The sequence below is a fragment of the Variovorax fucosicus genome, assembly GCF_030316825.1.
In the GTDB taxonomy this organism is placed as follows: domain Bacteria; phylum Pseudomonadota; class Gammaproteobacteria; order Burkholderiales; family Burkholderiaceae_C; genus Variovorax; species Variovorax fucosicus.
This window is the reverse complement of record NZ_JASZYU010000001.1, coordinates 1632336-1648200: the sequence shown is the minus strand read 5'-3', so window position 1 is coordinate 1648200 and position 15865 is coordinate 1632336. Positions and strand designations below refer to the sequence as shown.

General features: G+C 67.9%; 13 protein-coding genes. 9 read left to right on the top strand and 4 right to left on the bottom strand.

The genetic code is table 11. The features are described from left to right. The first annotated feature begins 77 nt into the window (after positions 1 to 77). Positions 78 to 2048 carry a penicillin-binding protein 2 gene (mrdA, locus tag QTI05_RS07810; protein ID WP_286623743.1) on the top strand — a complete coding sequence of 657 codons (1971 nt, stop codon included), beginning with the start codon at positions 78 to 80 and terminating at the stop codon, positions 2046 to 2048. A 6-nt stretch (positions 2049 to 2054) separates the two neighbouring features. On the opposite strand, the gene QTI05_RS07805 is transcribed toward mrdA, so the two are convergent. Continuing rightward, positions 2055 to 2243, bottom strand: coding sequence for a short-chain dehydrogenase (locus QTI05_RS07805; RefSeq protein ID WP_286623742.1), 189 nt, complete (start codon positions 2241 to 2243; stop codon positions 2055 to 2057). Between the two features lie 313 nt (positions 2244 to 2556). Here QTI05_RS07805 and QTI05_RS07800 point away from each other — a divergent pair, with 313 nt between their 5' ends. Further along, complete coding sequence (locus tag QTI05_RS07800; protein WP_286623741.1) at positions 2557 to 3633, top strand: ABC transporter substrate-binding protein; 1077 nt, start codon at positions 2557 to 2559, stop codon at positions 3631 to 3633. A gap of 13 nt (positions 3634 to 3646) precedes the next feature. Here QTI05_RS07800 and QTI05_RS07795 read toward each other — a convergent pair whose 3' ends face one another. From QTI05_RS07795 to QTI05_RS07785, 3 genes are all read right to left on the bottom strand, one after another. Next, positions 3647 to 4405, bottom strand: coding sequence for a sulfite exporter TauE/SafE family protein (locus tag QTI05_RS07795; protein WP_286540946.1), 759 nt, complete (start codon positions 4403 to 4405; stop codon positions 3647 to 3649). A 306-nt stretch (positions 4406 to 4711) separates the two neighbouring features. Beyond that, positions 4712 to 6361: a GMC family oxidoreductase gene (locus QTI05_RS07790; protein WP_286623740.1), complete on the bottom strand. Its 1650-nt coding sequence runs from the start codon at positions 6359 to 6361 to the stop codon at positions 4712 to 4714. 88 nt (positions 6362 to 6449) lie between these two features. Next, positions 6450 to 7874 (bottom strand): aminotransferase-like domain-containing protein, encoded by a 1425-nt coding sequence (locus QTI05_RS07785; RefSeq protein ID WP_286623739.1) that lies wholly within the window; start codon positions 7872 to 7874, stop codon positions 6450 to 6452. Positions 7875 to 8056: 182 nt separating this feature from the next. Here QTI05_RS07785 and QTI05_RS07780 point away from each other — a divergent pair, with 182 nt between their 5' ends. From QTI05_RS07780 to QTI05_RS07750, 7 genes are read left to right on the top strand one after another with little or no spacing between them, the layout of a single operon-like run. Further along, positions 8057 to 9673 (top strand): ABC transporter substrate-binding protein, encoded by a 1617-nt coding sequence (locus QTI05_RS07780; protein WP_286623738.1) that lies wholly within the window; start codon positions 8057 to 8059, stop codon positions 9671 to 9673. Positions 9674 to 9725: 52 nt separating this feature from the next. Then, complete coding sequence (locus QTI05_RS07775; protein WP_286623736.1) at positions 9726 to 10667, top strand: ABC transporter permease; 942 nt, start codon at positions 9726 to 9728, stop codon at positions 10665 to 10667. 2 nt (positions 10668 to 10669) lie between these two features. Continuing rightward, the gene (locus QTI05_RS07770) at positions 10670 to 11542 is read left to right on the top strand and encodes an ABC transporter permease (protein WP_286623735.1); all 873 of its coding nucleotides are present in this window, start codon (positions 10670 to 10672) and stop codon (positions 11540 to 11542) included. Positions 11543 to 11562: 20 nt separating this feature from the next. After that, positions 11563 to 13215, top strand: coding sequence for a dipeptide ABC transporter ATP-binding protein (locus QTI05_RS07765; RefSeq protein WP_444812870.1), 1653 nt, complete (start codon positions 11563 to 11565; stop codon positions 13213 to 13215). Next, on the top strand, positions 13215 to 13952 hold the full coding sequence (locus tag QTI05_RS07760; RefSeq protein WP_286623732.1) for an AzlC family ABC transporter permease: 738 nt from the start codon (positions 13215 to 13217) through the stop codon (positions 13950 to 13952). Before QTI05_RS07765 ends, QTI05_RS07760 begins: the two co-directional genes overlap by 1 nt. After that, entirely contained in the window at positions 13952 to 14296 is a 345-nt protein-coding gene (locus tag QTI05_RS07755) for an AzlD domain-containing protein (RefSeq protein WP_286623731.1), read from the top strand. The genes QTI05_RS07760 and QTI05_RS07755 overlap by 1 nt, the downstream gene beginning before the upstream one ends. A 30-nt stretch (positions 14297 to 14326) precedes the next feature. Further along, positions 14327 to 15799, top strand: coding sequence for an amidase (locus tag QTI05_RS07750; RefSeq protein ID WP_286623729.1), 1473 nt, complete (start codon positions 14327 to 14329; stop codon positions 15797 to 15799). Positions 15800 to 15865 lie beyond the last annotated feature (66 nt).

Below are 15865 nucleotides of genomic sequence, written 5' to 3'. Positions count from 1 at the left end.
ATAGCGTGGAGCGCAGGCCGGGCGGGCGCTGCCACCCGATTGCCATTGAACACCCGGAAGCCTAAGCTCCAGCCCCGATGACCGAGATCCGCAACGTCGCCGCCGACCTCGCGCGCTTCAAGCGCCGCGTGATCGTGATCGGCCTCGTCGTGCTGACAGCCTTCAGCCTGCTGTGCATGCGGCTGGTCTACCTGCAGGTGGTGCGCCACGAAGACCTGGCCGAACAGGCCGAGAACAACCGCACCGCGATCGTGCCGGTGGTGCCGAACCGCGGCTTGATCCTGGATCGCAACGGCATCACGCTGGCCTCGAACTATTCGGCCTACACGCTGGAAATCACGCCTTCGAAAGCCGGCGATGTCGAGCAGACCATCGACGGCCTGACCGAGGTGCTCGAAGTGACGCCGCGCGATCGCCGGCGCTTCAAGCGGCTGCGCGAGGACTCGCGCAACTTCGACTCGATCCCGATCCGCACCCGCCTGAGCGACGAGGAGGTGGCCCGCTTCGCGGCGCAGCGCTACCGCTTCCCGGGTGTCGAGATCAAGGCGCGGCTGTTCCGCAACTACCCCCACGGTGAAATCGCGAGCCATGTGCTCGGCTACATCGGTCGCATCAACCAGACCGAAAAAGCCGCGATGGAGGAGTGGGAGGACGAGGACTTCGCCAACTACAAGGGCACCGAGTACATCGGCAAGCTCGGCATCGAACAAAGCTACGAGAAGACGCTGCATGGCCAGACCGGCGTCGAGCAGATGGAAACCTCGGCCGGCGGCCGCGCGGTGCGGCGCCTCGCCGGCCATCCGGCCACGCCGGGCAACACGGTGATGCTGTCGCTCGACATCAAGCTGCAGAAGCTGGTCGAGGACATGTACGGCGAGCGCCGCGGCGCGCTGGTCGCGATCGATCCCAAGACCGGCGAGGTGCTGGCCTTCGTGAGCAAGCCGACCTTCGACCCCAACCTGTTCGTCGAGGGCATCGACAGCGAAAGCTGGAAGGAACTCAGCGAATCGCTCGACAAGCCGCTGCTGAACCGCGCGCTGCGGGGCACCTACCCGCCGGGCTCGACCTACAAGCCTTTCATGGCGATGGCAGCCCTGCAAACCGGCAAGCGCGGGCCGAACGTGGTCGTCAACGACCCCGGGTATTTCAATTTCGGCGGGCATCGCTTCGGCAGCCCCGAGGGCAACATCGGTGGCGTCGACATGCGCCGCTCGATCCAGCTGTCGAGCAACATCTACTACTACTCGCTGGCCAACGAGATGGGCGTGGATCTGATCCACGACTTCATGAAGCCGATGGGCTTTGGCCAGATCACCGGCATCGACCTCGGCGGCGAGTTGCGCGGCGTGTTGCCGAGCACCGAGTGGAAACGCAACGCCTACAAGCGGCCCGAGGCGAAGAAATGGTACGCGGGCGAAACCATTTCGCTCGGCATCGGGCAGGGCTACAACAGCTTCACCATGCTGCAGCTGGCCCAGGCGACAGCCATCGTGGCCGACGGCGGCCTCAAGCACCGGCCGCACCTGGTGCTCGCGACGCGCGACGCGGTCAGCGGCAAGGCCGTGCCGGTCGCGCAACCGCCAGTCGTCGACCTCGGCTTTGCGCCGGCCAACGTGGCGGTGGTGCGCGAGGGGTTGCAGGCGGTGATCACCGCCGGCACCGCGCGCGGCGTGTTCGCCGGCGCGCCGTACACCGCCGCCGGCAAGACCGGCACCGCGCAGGCGGTCAGCCAGGCGCAGAACACCAAGTACAACGCCCGCGCGCTCGAAGAGCACCAGCGCGACCACGCACTCTTCATGGCGTTCGCACCGGCCAACGACCCGAAGATCGCATTGGCGGTGATCGTGGAGAACGCGGGGTGGGGCGCCGGTGCCGCTGCGCCGATCGCGCGGCGTGTGTTCGACTACTGGCTGCTCGGCCAGTATCCGAGCGAGGCCGACATGGCGGCGATCAAGGTGGGCAAGGCCACCGCGCCGATCGGCAAGCCGCGGCTGGCGAGCGAAGCGGCCTGGCCGGCGCCGGTGACGACGCCTGCAACCGCGCCCTGAATCAGCTCACCACTCGCCGGTTTCGCGCACCCGTTGATCGGGATCGAGGCGGCTGAGCCGCTCCTGCTGCACCTGCGCGTTGAGGCGGTTCCGGCGCTGCGAAAGAACCCCGAAATGACGCGTCACGGCTGTCACCATGGCCGGTCGCGGCGGCGCGGAGGCGGGCGTGCCGGTCGGGCTGTGCTGGCTGCGCATGGGGATTCCTTTCAAGGAGCCTCCATGATCGATCCGGTTCGCCGGATGTAGACAAAAGTTTTCGTGAACTCCTTGGGCTTTCAGGTGACTGATCGACCTGCCGTCGCGTGCCGGCCACACAGGTGACTACGGGTTAACCCTTGATTTGCGAGGGTTACCTCTCAATCTGTACGCTTCCGGTTTTTGTAAACAATCGTTACAGAGAACGATGGCGGCGAAGCGCGCCGGAAAGGTCACGGACATGGGGAAGCAAGAGGGATATCGGCTCGGGGGATGGCGTCGCGCATGCGCGGCCGCTTTTTTGCTGGCGGGCGTGCACTGGAATGCGGTGGCCGCTGGCGAGCCCATCGTCATCGGCCAGGTCGCGCCTTTCACGGGCTCGCAGGCAGTCACGGGCCGGGCCATCCACGCCGGCGCCAAGCTGTACTTCGATGCCGTCAATGCCAAGGGCGGTGTGCGCGGGCGGCCGATCAAGTTCGTGACGCGCGACGATGCGCAAAAGGTGGAGGAGAGCGTGCGGCTGACCCGCGAGATCATCGCGGCCGAAACGCCGGTCGCCCTGATCGGAACGGTGGGCACCGCCAACCTCGAAGCCATCGCCAAGGATGGCGTGCTGGCGCAGCAGAAGATCGCGTTGATCGGCGCCGTCTCGGGCGCCAGCAGCGTGGCACAGGCGCCGGGCATGCATGTGGTGAAGGCGAGCTACCAGGACGAGGTGGCGCGGCTGTTCAGCCAGCTCTCTGGCGTGGGCGTGCAGCGCGTCGGCCTGCTGTTCCAGGACGACAGCCTGGGCCGCGACGTGCTGGCCGGCGCCGAGGCGGCCGCCAAGCGCTACGGCATGCAGCTGGTGGTGCGTGCCGGCTACCCTCGCAACACCGTCGCTGTCGAGAAGGCCGTGGCCGAGATCGCCAAGGCCAAGGTGCAGGTGGTCTTTCTGGGTGCGACCACGGCGGCCGGCATCGAGTTCGTCAAGCAGTACGTGACCGCAGGCGGGGCCGGCAGCATGGTCTACGGCATGTCGATCATCGACACCGACGCGCTGCTCAAGGCGCTCGGGCCCGAGCGCGCGCGCGGCTACGCTTTCTCGGTCGTTCTGCCGCAGGGGGGCGACCGCAGCACCGTCGCACGCGAGTACCAGCAGCTGCGCCAGGCCTCCAGCGACGCGGATCTGTCGGCGCGCTCGATGGAGGGCTTCATCGCCGCCAAGGCGCTGGTCAAGGTGATGGAGGGGGCCAGCCCCCTCAACGCGGCCGGGATCGCCACCGCGCTGGCCTCGTCGAAGGCCGTCGACGTCGGTGGTTACCTGCTCGACTTCAGCACCAAGGGCCAGACCGCCTCGCGCTACGTGGACTTCGCGATGTTCGGCGACGGCGGCAAGCTGGTCCACTGACCGGCGGCCCCGCTCACCGCAGGAACGCGTCGTAGCCGGTCTTGAGAATGAGGGCGCTCACGACCACGATGAACACGCCGCGCACGAAGCCCGCGCCGTGCTTGAGCGCGACGCGGGTGCCCAGCACGCTGCCGGCCACATTGGCGACCGCCATCACCAGCCCGTAGTGCCACCAGACGTGGCCCTTGGCCGCCAGCAGCAGCAGGGCGGCGAGGTTGGTGGCCACATTGATCAGCTTGGCCGAGGCCGACGCGTTCAGGAAGTCGTAGCCGAGCCAGCGCACGAACAGGAACACGAGGAAGCTGCCGGCGCCGGGGCCGAAGAAGCCGTCGTACAGGCCGATCAGCAGCCCGACGGTGCAGGCGGCCAGCGTTTCGTGGCGTCCGATGAAGCGAGGCACATGGTGGCGGCCCATGTCCTTGCGCGCCAGCGTGTAGCCCAGCACGGCCAGCAGGATGAAGGGCAGGGCGCGGCGCAGGAATTCGCCCGGAAACACCGTCACGGCCCAGGCGCCCGCCATCGAACCTGCAAAACCGACGGCTGCGGCCGGCAGCAGGGCCGACCACTGGATCTGCACGCGCCGGCTGAACTGCGCAGCCGATGCGGCGGTGCCCCAGATCGAGGCGCTCTTGTTGGTGCCCAGGAGCGTGGCGGGTGGCGCGCCCGGGAACGTGGCGAACAGCGCGGGCACCAGAATGAGTCCGCCGCCGCCCACGATCGAATCGACAAAGCCCCCGAGCAGCGAGGCGCCCGTCACCACCAACATTTCCATGGCGGCCATTCTCGCATCGGAGTTTGCTATCAAATCGATAGCTATAAATGCCCGGCTGGCCAATGCTGCAGCACGATCCGCCATAAAAAAAGCGCCGACCAGCGGCGCTTTTTAAAGGAAGTGGGCATCTCGTGAGTGGATGCCTTTGGAATCGTTCTATTTGTTCGCGAAGTTTTGTCTCCTCGGCCCCGCCCTGACGGGCATGGCCCGTTGCGAGTGGCGAGACTGTAGGGGCCGCACCGTCGCAGTGCATTGGGGGATACCCGTTCCACTCCCGTCCGCGCAGAATAAATTTGTTTCTAAAAGTTAGCTGGCGGCGCCCGTCGTGCGCTTGGCGTCGGCCCGAATCCATGCGGCCGCCTTCTCGGCCATCATCAAGGTCGGGCTATTGGTGTTGCCGCTGGTGATGGTCGGCATCGCGCCGGCGTCGACCACGCGCAGTCCCTGGATGCCGCGCACGCGCAAGCGCGAATCGAGCACTGCCATGGGGTCGTTGTCGGCGCCCATCTTGGTGGTGCCGACCGGATGGAAGATCGTGGTGGCGATGTCGCCGGCCAGGCGCGCGAGTTCTTCGTCGCTCTGGTACTGCACGCCCGGCTTCCATTCTTCGGGCTTGTACCTGGCCAGCGCGGGCTGGGCCGCGATGTGGCGTGTCACGCGCAGCGAGTCGGCCGCAACCTTGCGGTCTTCGGCGGTGCTCAGGTAGTTGGGTGCGATGGCCGGGGCATCCTGATAGCGGCTGCTCTTGATGCGCACCGTGCCGCGGCTGGTCGGGTTGAGGTTGCACACGCTCGCGGTGAAGGCCGGAAAGCTGTGCAGCGGCTCCCCGAAGGCGTCGAGCGACAGCGGCTGCACGTGGTACTCGAGGTTCGGGTGCTCATGATCGGGCGAGCTGCGCGTGAAGGCGCCGAGCTGCGACGGCGCCATGCTCATCGGGCCGGTTCGCTTCATCAAATACTCGAGGCCGATCTTCGCCTTGCCGAGCTTCGATGAGGCCAGCACGTTGAGCGTCGGCGCGCCGTCGATCTTGAACACGGCGCGGATCTGCAGGTGATCCTGCAGGTTGGCGCCGACGCCGGGCAGGTCAGCGACCAGCGGAATGCCGTGCTGTTGCAGCAGGTCGGCCGGGCCGATTCCCGACAACTGCAGCAGCTGCGGCGAGCCGATGCTGCCGCCGCAGAGAACCACTTCGCGCGTCGCATGTGCGGTGACCATCTCGTGGCCGTCCCACACCTGCACGCCGGTGCAGCGCTGCGTGCCGTCGGGCTGTGTTTCGACGATCAGCTTGGTGACATGGGCGTTGACCCACATCTCGAAGTTGGGCCGGCCGTAGCAGGTCGGGCGCAGGAAGGCCTTGGCCGTATTCCAGCGCCAGCCGTCTTTCTGATTGACCTGGAAGTAGCCCACGCCTTCGTTGTTGCCACGGTTGAAATCGCTCGAATGCGGAATGCCCGCTTCCTGCGCCGCCAGCGCGAACGCGTCGAGGATGTCCCAGCGCAGGCGCTGCTTCTCGACCCGCCACTCGCCGCCGGCGCCGTGCATTTCATCGGCACCGAGGTAATAGTCTTCGTGCTGCTTGAAAGCGGGCAGCACGTTCTGCCAGCGCCATTCGTCGTCGCCGGTGAGGGCCGCCCACTGGTCGTAGTCGCGTGCCTGGCCGCGCATGTAGATCATGCCGTTGATGCTGGAGCAGCCGCCCAGTGTCTTGCCCCGCGGATAGCGCAGCGTGCGGCCGTTGAGCCCGGCATCGGGCTCGGTGCTGTAGAGCCAGTCGGTGCGCGGGTTGCCGATGCAGTAGAGATACCCGACCGGGATGTGGATCCAGTGGTAGTCGTCCTTGCGGCCGGCCTCGATCAGCAGCGTGCGCTTCTGCGAATCCCGGGTCAATCGGTTGCACATCAGCGCCCCCGCGGTGCCGCCGCCGATGACGATGTAGTCGAAAGTGGTGTCGCTCAACGCGTTGTCTCCAGATCAACAAAAAGCCCGAGCCGGTGTATCCGGGCCTCGGGCTTTGCAGTTTAGGCGCCAATGACTGGCGGCCTGCTCAGCGGGCCGGCGTCCGCGGCGAGCGGGAGCGCCCGCCTTCCGCCGCGAGGTACCGGTAGAGCCGGGGATCGTCGGCATAGCCCACGTTGAAGCGCAGCCACGGCGTCGGGCGCAGGTCGGTGCGGAACAGGTCACCGGGCGCCAGCAGGAAGCCTTCGGCGATGGCGCGCTGCGCGAGCGCGCGCATGTCGACGTCGTCGCGCTCGAAGCGCGCCCACAGGAACGGCCCGCCGGCCGGCCGCAGGAAGAGTTGCATGCCGGCCGCCTCCAGCCCGTCGCACACCTTCTCCTGCGCTTGGCGCAGTCGCGTGGCCAGTTGCGCGAGGTGGGCCCGGAAACGACCCTCGGCCAGCACGCCGTGCAGGAGCTTCTCGTTGAGCTCCGAGGTGGTGAGGCTATTGACCATCTTGTGAAGGATCAGCTTCTCCGCGAACTCCTCGCTGCAGGCCACGAAACCCACCCGCAGGCTGGGCGACACGGTCTTCGAGAAACTCCCGATATGGATCACGCGCTGCAGGCGGTCGAGGCTTGCCAGCGAGGTGGCGCCGGGCGACTCGAGGCCCGACATCGCGTCGTTGTCGACGATATGAAAATCCAGCTGCTCCGCCAGTCGCAGCATCTGGTAGGCCACCGCCGGACTGCATTGGCTGCCAGTGGGGTTGTGCAGATTGGCGGTCGTGAAGAAGGCCTTGGCGCGGTGCCGCTGCGCGAGCGTGCGCAGCGCCTCGAGGTCAGGGCCCTGCGCGGTGCGCTCGATGCCCACGAGCTTCAGGTCGAGCGAGCGCAGCATGGCGAACAGGTTGGTCGAACTGGGCTCGTCGACCAACACCACGTCGCGCGGCTGCAGCAGGCAGCGCGCCGCGAGGATGAGCGCCTGCGATGCCCCGTGCGTCAGCACGATCTGGTGCGGCGGCGCCTCGATGCCCTTCTGTGCCAGCAGCACCTGGATCTGCTGGCGCAGCGGCAGGTAGCCGTACGGGTTGCCGTAGTTCGCGAGGCCTGCGGCCGACTTGCGCGAGAGCGCGGCCAACGCGCGCCGCACGCCTTCGGTGTGCAGCAGCTCCGGCGGCACCCAGCCGCAGCCGGCGTTGAGCAGGCTGCGGTCGTCCTCGTACACATGCTTGAGCAGCCAGAGCGAATCGACCGAGGTGCGGCCCGCGAAAGGCTTGCGCCTCGCGCCGGAACGCTCGGGGGCCGCGACGTAGTAGCCGCTCGCGCTGCGCGCCTCGACATGGCCCTCGGCCACGAGGCGCTGGTAGGCGTTGGTCACCGTCATGGTGCTCACGCCGCACGATGCCGCGAGCCCGCGGACCGAGGGCAGCTTGTCGCCCGGTTTCATCGCACTCGACGAGATGTCGTGCAGCAAGGCGTCGTAGACCTGCCGCACCAGCGGGGTCGAAAGGGTGGGGTCGATAGCGATCATGGTGGCGGGTCGATGCACGGTTTGTGTGCGGGGCCAGGCCCCAATCGAGTGATCTTGCCTCAACTGTTCTGCAACAGAAAACAGAACTGTATATATGCGTTTCAGGCGATTGCAGTCCCAATGCAGAGCACGCCGGCCCTGATGGGCGGGCTGCGCCCATCAACCTGAACACCCCAACGTCCATGCAGCAACGCTCTCTCGGGCCCGTCGGCCCCACCGGTTTCCTGTCGCGCCGTTTCACGAAGTGGGCCACCACCGCCCTGCTCGCGGGCGCGGTCATGGCTCCGGCCATGGCGCAGACCAGCACCCTCAAGATCATCCCGAGCAGCAACATCACCGTGCTCGACCCGATCTGGACGACGGCCTACGTGACGCGCAACTTCGGCTACATGGTCTACGACACGCTGTTCGCGACCGACCTCGCAGGCCACATCAAGCCGCAGATGGTCGACAAGTGGAAGGTGTCCGCCGACAACAAGACCTGGACCTTCACGCTGCGCGACGGCCTTGAGTTCCACGACGGCAAGCCGGTCACTGGCGAAGACGTGGTCGCCTCCATCAAGCGCTGGGCCAGCCGCGACACCTTCGGCGCCCAACTGGCCAAGAACACCGAGCGCTACGAGACGCCCGACGCCAAGACCTTCGTGATCGTGCTGAAGGAGCCCTTCGGCCTGGTGCTCGAAGCGCTGGGCAAGCCGTCGTCGAACGTGCCCTTCATCATGCCCAAGCGCATGGCCGACACCCCCGGCGACACGCAGGTCAAGGAGTCGATCGGCTCCGGCCCGTACGTCTTCAAGGCCGACGAGTTCCGCCCTGGCGAGCGCGTCGTGTTCACCAAGAACACTCGCTACAAGCCGCGCGCCGAAGCGCCCTCGGGCACGGCCGGCGGCAAGAATGTGTACGTCGACCGCGTTGAATGGCTGCTCATCCGCGACGCGCAGACGCAGATGAATGCGCTACTCAACGGCGAGGCCGACATCCTGGAGCAGCCCGCGTTCGAGCAGTACGCCACGCTGCGCACCAACCCCGATGTCAAGCTGGTCGATGCCCAGCCGGCCGGCAACCAGTTCATCCTGCGCTTCAACTTCCTGCAGCCGCCCTTCAACAACGAGAAGGTGCGCCGCGCCGCCATGCTGGCGCTGGGCCAGGAGGCCTTCTTGCGCACGCAGGTGGGCACGCCGGGCCTCACGCGCTACTGCAAGAGCATGTTCCCGTGCGGCACGCTGTTCGAGTCGGAGCAGACCGGCGACTACACCGGTGTCGCCGATCCGGCCAAGGCCAAGGCCCTGCTGGCCGAAGCCGGCTACAAGGGCGAGCCCGTGGTGCTGATGCGCCCGACCGACAACGCGACCATCGGCAAGCTGCCGCTGGTGGCCAAGCAGCAGCTCGAGCAGGCCGGCTTCAAGGTCGACATGCAGGCCATGGACTGGTCGACGCTGGTGGCTCGCCGCGCCAAGAAGGACGCGCCCTCGGCCGGCGGCTGGAGCGCCTTCATGACCTCGTGGACCGCCTCGGACATTCTCAACCCGATCACCATGGCGATGATGAATGCGACCGGCGACAAGGGCTGGTTCGGCTGGCAGACGGACGCCAAGCTCGAAGAGATCAAGGCCCAGTTCACGCAGGCCAAGACCGACGCGGACAAGAAAAAGCTGTCCACTGCGGCCCAACTGCGCGCCTTCGAGATCGCGACTCACGTGCCGGTCGGCCAGTACAACCAGCCCGCCGCCGTGCGCAAGAACATCGACGGCCTGGTGCCGGCGGGTGCGCAGGTGTACTGGAACATCAAGAAGCAATAAGCGAAATCGGCGGGGGCCTTGAGGGCCGCCGACCGGCCGCGGAGTTCCTCCTATGCTCACCTTCCTCGGCAAGCGCCTGCTCGCCACCCTGCCCGTGCTGATGGTCGTCGCCATCGCGATCTTCATGATCGTGCGGCTCACGCCCGGCGACCCCGCCGCCGTCATCGGCGGCAACAGCGCCACCAACGAAGACCTGGACCGCATCCGCGTGCAGCTCGGCCTGACGAAGCCGCTGTGGACGCAGTTCGCGATCTGGGGCAACGGCGTGCTGCACGGCGACCTGGGCTTCTCCTTCTTCCTGAACAAGCCGGTGACCGAACTCATCGGCCAGCGCATGGAGCCCACGCTGTCGCTGGCGGTCGGTACGCTGCTGCTGGCCGTGCTCATCGCGCTGCCGCTGGGCACGCTGGCGGCCTGGCGCATGGGCGGCTGGCTCGACAAGGCCGTGATGGCCTTCTCGGTGGCCGGCTTCTCGGTGCCTGTGTTCGTGGTCGGCTACGTGCTGATCTATGTGCTGGCGATGAAGCTGCAGTGGTTCCCGGTGCAGGGCTACCGGCGCATCGCCGATGGGGTCGGCCCGTGGCTCAACCAACTGGTGCTGCCGTGCCTCACGCTGGCCATCACCTACGTGGCGCTGCTCTCGCGCGTCACGCGCGCTGCCGTGAGCGAGGCGCTGACCGAGGACTACATCCGCACCGCGCGTGCCAAGGGCATCACCGAGCTGCAGGTGCTCATGCACCACGCGCTGCGCAACGCCGCGGTGCCGGTGGTCACGGTGATCGGCGTGAGCGCCGCGCTGCTGCTCGGCGGCGTGGTCGTCACCGAGACGGTGTATGCCATTCCCGGCCTGGGCCAGCTCACGGTCGACGCAGTGCTCAACCGCGACTTCCCGGTGCTGCAGGGCGTGGTGCTGTTCTTCGCGCTCGTCTACGTCGGCGTCAACCTGCTGGTCGACCTGAGCTATCTGTTCCTCGACCCGCGCATCCGCTACTGATCATGAGCAACCTTCAAAGACTCTGGCGCAACACCGCCGTGCGCGGTGGCCTCGTCGTGCTGGCCGTGCTGGCGCTGCTGGGCGTGTGCGCGCCCTGGCTCGGCACCTTCGACCCGTCGGCGATGGACCCGAGCTTCATCTCGGTGGACGCTGGCACCGCGGGCCGGGTCACGCTGCCCGACGGCAACCAGATCGCCCACACCTTCTGGATGGGCAGCGACAGCGTGGGGCGCGACGTGTGGAGCCGCGTGCTCTACGGCACGCGCATCTCGATGCTGGTGGGCCTGTTCACCGCCTTCGTCGCCATCGCCTTCGGCTGCCTGCTCGGCATGCTGGCCGGCTACTTCCGGGCGGTCGACGCGGTGCTGATGCGGGTGATGGACGGCGTCATGGCCATCCCGGCCGTGCTGCTGGCCATCACGCTTGTGGCGGTGCTCGGTGCCAACCTGTCGACCGTGATCCTCGCGATCGCGGTGCCCGAGGTGCCGCGTGTCACGCGCCTGGTGCGCGCGCTGGTGATGAGCCTGCGCGACGAGCCTTTCGTCGAGGCGGCGCGTGCGCTGGCTACACCCGACTTCACCATCCTGTGGCGCGACATCCTGCCCAACGCGCTGGCGCCGCTGATCGTGCAGGGCACCTTCATCGCCGCGTCGGCCGTGCTGACCGAGGCCATCCTGAGCTTCCTCGGCCTGGGTCTGCCGTCGGACGTGCCGACCTGGGGAAACATCATGGCCGAAGGTCGCGTGCAGTTCTCGCAGAGCCCGGGCAACGTGCTGTTCCCCGCGCTGTTCCTGGTGCCGACGGTGCTGGCGATCAACCTGCTGGGCGACGGCCTGCGTGACGTGCTCGACCCCAAATTCTCCAAACGCGTGTGAGCCTGCGACCCATGACTGACATGACCGATTCCCCGGGCCGCGAGCTGATTCTCGAAGTGCGCGGCCTGCAGGTGGGCCTGCCGTCGGATGCGGATCGCCCGCATGCGATCGAACACCTTGATCTGCGCCTCGACGCTGGCCGCACGCTCTGCGTCGTGGGCGAGTCCGGCTCCGGCAAGTCTGTGCTGGCGACCACCGTGATGGGCCTGATGGCAAAGGGGCTGACGCTCTCGGCCGGGCAGGTGGTGCTGTCGGGGGAGACGCTGGTCGACCAGGGCCGCTTCATCTCCGACAAGCGCCTGCGGCAGCTGCGCGGCACCGGCATGGGGATGGTGTTCCAGGAGCCGATGACGGCGCTGAACCCGGTGCTGAGTTGCGGCGAGCAGGTCGACGAACTATTGCGCACCCACACAACTTGGGGTGCCGCCGAGCGCAAGGCGCACATCCTCGCGATCTTCGAGCGGGTGCGCCTGCCCGACCCGGCACGCATCTTCGCGAGCTTCCCGCACCAGCTCTCGGGCGGGCAGCGCCAGCGCATCGTGATCGCGATGGCGATCATCCTCAAGCCCCGCCTGCTGATCTGCGACGAGCCGACCACGGCACTCGACGTGACCACGCAGGCCGAGATCCTCAAGCTCATCGCCGAGTTGCAGGCCGAGGAGGGCAGCGCCGTGCTCTTCATCACCCACGACATGGGCGTGGTCGCAGAGATCGCCGACGAGGTGATGGTGATGCACCGCGGCGCGCTGGTGGAGCAGGGCGCCTGCGAACAGGTGCTGCGCCGCCCGCGCGAGGCCTACACGCGCATGCTGCTCGACGCCGTGCCCGGCATGACGCCGCCGCCCGCGCGCACGCTGCCGGACGGGCCGGCGCTGATAACGGGCGACGGCGTCGGCAAGGTCTACACGCGGCGCGACTGGATGGGCCGCGCCAGGCACAACACCGCGCTGCAGGCCGCGAGCGTCGCGGTGCACCGCGGCGAGACGGTGGGCGTGGTAGGCGAGTCCGGCTCGGGCAAGTCGACCTTCGCGCGCTGCATGATCCGGCTGATCGAACCGAGCGAAGGCCGCATCCTCTGGGGCGATGCGCCGGTGCACGACCTGCCTGAAGGCCGCCTGCGGCCGCTGCGCTCGCGGGTGCAGGTGGTGTTTCAGGATCCGAACCGCTCGCTCAACCCGCGGCGCACCGTCGGCTCATCGATGGTCGAGGGCGCGATGAACTTCGGCATGGACCGCATGCATGCGCGCAAGACCGCCGAAGAGCTGATGGACCGCATCCAGCTGCCGCGCACCGCGCTCCAGCGTTACCCGCATCAGTTCTCCGGCGGCCAGCGCCAGCGCCTCGCGATCGCGCGGGCCATCGCCTGCCAGCCGCAGGTGCTGGTGGCGGACGAGGCGGTGTCGGCGCTCGACGTGTCGGTGCAGGCGCAGATCCTCGAACTGCTGCGCGAGATCCAGCGCGACCTCGGGCTGGGCATTCTCTTCATCACGCACGACCTGCGCGTCGCGGCGCAGCTGTGCGACCGCGTGATCGTGATGAGCCAGGGCCGCATCGTGGAGCAGGGCGCCACCGGGCGGGTGTTCAACGCGCCCGAGAACGACTACACGCGCCGACTGCTGGCCGCCGCGCCGCGCGCGGAACTCGCGGGCCAGCCGGTGCCGACGGCGCTCTGATGCGACAGCCGTTCCCGTCGCCGCGGCTCAACGACCCCGTATGGCGCCACGAGTTCACCCAGGGTTGCCGTGACATCAGGGGCCCGGCGCTCGGCACCCTGGCCATGGGCCTGGTCGCCGGCGTGGCAATGGCCAAGAGCGGCGTCGGCCTCGGCGTGATCCTCGGCATGTCTCTGCTGGTGTTCGCCAGTGCGTCGCAACTGGCCTGCCTGCCGCTCATCGCCGCCAACGCGCCGCTGTGGGTAATTGCCGCGACCGCCTGCGTGCTCAACCTGCGCTTCGTGGTGTTCAGCGTCAGCTGGCGGCGCTATTTCGGCGGGCATGGCCGGCCGCAGCGCGTGCTGCTGTCCTACCTGGCCGGTGATCCGGTGTACGCGCAGTTCGTGCAGCGGCATCCGGTGCCCTCGCCGACCGGCCGTGCGACCGTGTCGCAGCAGGGCTACTTCCTCGGCCTGGCATTGACCAACTGGGCCGCCTGGCATGCCGCGTCGCTCGCGGGCATCTTCCTGGCCGACGCCATTCCCACCGCCTGGGGTCTGCACTTCGTCGGCGTGCTGGCACTGCTCGCGCTCGCGCTGCCGATGCTGACCGACCGCGCGGTGCGCTGCTCGGCCCTGGCGGCCGCGTCGGTCGCGCTGGCCACCGCCTCGTGGCCGATGGGCCTGAACGTGGTCGCGGCCATTGCGACGGCCTTCGTGGTCGGGCTCTGGGCCGACCGCCACTGGAACGTGCGCTGATGCATGCGGCCCACGGGATGTACGCCTGGCTCGCGGTGCTGGCGCTGGTGCTGGTGACCGTGCTCACGCGCAGCTTCTTCCTGCTGCCCAACCGCGACCCGCGCCTGCCCGGCTGGCTGCGCCAGGGCCTGCGCCATGCCCCGGTAGCGGCGCTGCTTGCGATGGTGGTGCCCGAGGTCTTGCTGAGCAACGGCCACCTGCTGGCCGACTGGCGCGACGCGCGGCTGTTCGCCGTGGCGGCGGCCTTGCTGTACTACCTGGCCCGGCGAGGCGACGTGACCGGGACGATCCTGGTCGGGACGGCTACGCTCATGGTGCTGAGGCTGGGATTCGGCTGGCCTTGATTCGACAACTGAAGAGAAACGGAAACTGAAATGACGATGGCAATGACCTGGTCCGAATGGGCGGACCACGATGCGGTGGCGCTGGCCGAACGGGTGCGCAAGGGCGACGTGAGCCCGGCCGAACTGGCGGCGCAGGCGAAGGCTGCCGTCGAGAAGGTCAACGGCCCGCTCGATGCGGTGGTCGAAGTGTTCGACGACGCCGTGGCCGACCCGGTGGGCAACGGCACGAACACCGGCGGCACCTTCGCCGGCGTGCCCTATCTGATGAAGGACCTCGGCCCCACGCTCAAGGGCCGTCTGCAGGAATTCGGCTCGCAGCTGATGCAGGGCCACCGCCCCGCCGAAGACAGCTTCCTCACCGGCAAGATCCGCCAGGCGGGCCTGAACATCATGGGCCGCACCACCACGCCCGAGTTCGGCGTGTGCAGCTCGGCAGAAAACTCGCTGTACGTCACGCGCAACCCCTGGGACACGGCCTACACCACCTACGGCTCCTCGGCCGGCACCGGCGCCATCGTGGCCGCGGGTGTGCTGCCGATGTCGCACGCCACCGACGGCGGTGGCTCCATCCGCATTCCGGCCGGCGCCAACGGCAACATCGGCCTGAAGGTGTCGCGCGGCGTGTTCTCGCTGGCGCCCGGCCTGTCGGATCTGTCGGGCCTGGTGTCGATCCAGGGCTGCCACAGCCGCACGGTGCGCGACACGGCGACCTTCGTCGACCAGTGCCGCGGCGGCGCGCCCGGCGAGTTCATGCCGTTCTGGTCGCCGGCCGAGCCGTACAGCGAACTCATCCAGCGCGACCCCGGCCGCCTGCGCATCGCGCTGTCGCACGAGTGGGGCGACTACCGCGCCGTGCCGCATTTCGTGGCCGAGCTCGAGCGTGTCGGCCGCTTCCTCGAAGGGCTGGGCCATCACGTCGAATGGGCGCTGCCGAAGGTCGACTTCCAGACCGCCTTCGCCGCGCAGACCACCTGCTACATCAGCAACTTCGCGCAGGTCATCGCCGGCCAGATTGCGCGCCTGGGCCACGAGCGTCCGCCGGCCGATCTGCTGGAGCCGATCAACATCAAGATCTGGGAAGCGGGCCTGAACACGTCGTACACCGAGCGCTCGAAGATGCAGGCGGTGTTCAACACCACCTCGCGCGCCTTCGGCAACTTCTTCGAGGACTGGGACATCATCCTCACGCCGGTGACCGCGCTGCCTACGCCCAAGGTCGGCACCACCGAGTACCTCACGGTCAGCGACAACCCGTCGGTCTACGACTGGTTCGGCAACCTGTGGAAGAACTTCGCGTACACCCCGCTCGCCAACCTGTGCGGCATGCCCGGCATCTCGCTGCCGCTGGCTGCGCAAGAGAACGGTTTGCCGCTGGGCATCCAGGCGCAGGCGCGTCAGGCCAACGACGGGCTGCTGCTGCAACTGGCGGCGCAGATCGAGCGGGCCATTGGGGGCAAGTGGAACGCGGGGTTGCGGCCGGGTGTGCATGTGACCGGCGCTTGAACACGATGGGAAATCGGGCGCTGGGCTCATGCCGGGGGACATTCGCGGAAGGGGCTACCCGTCGCC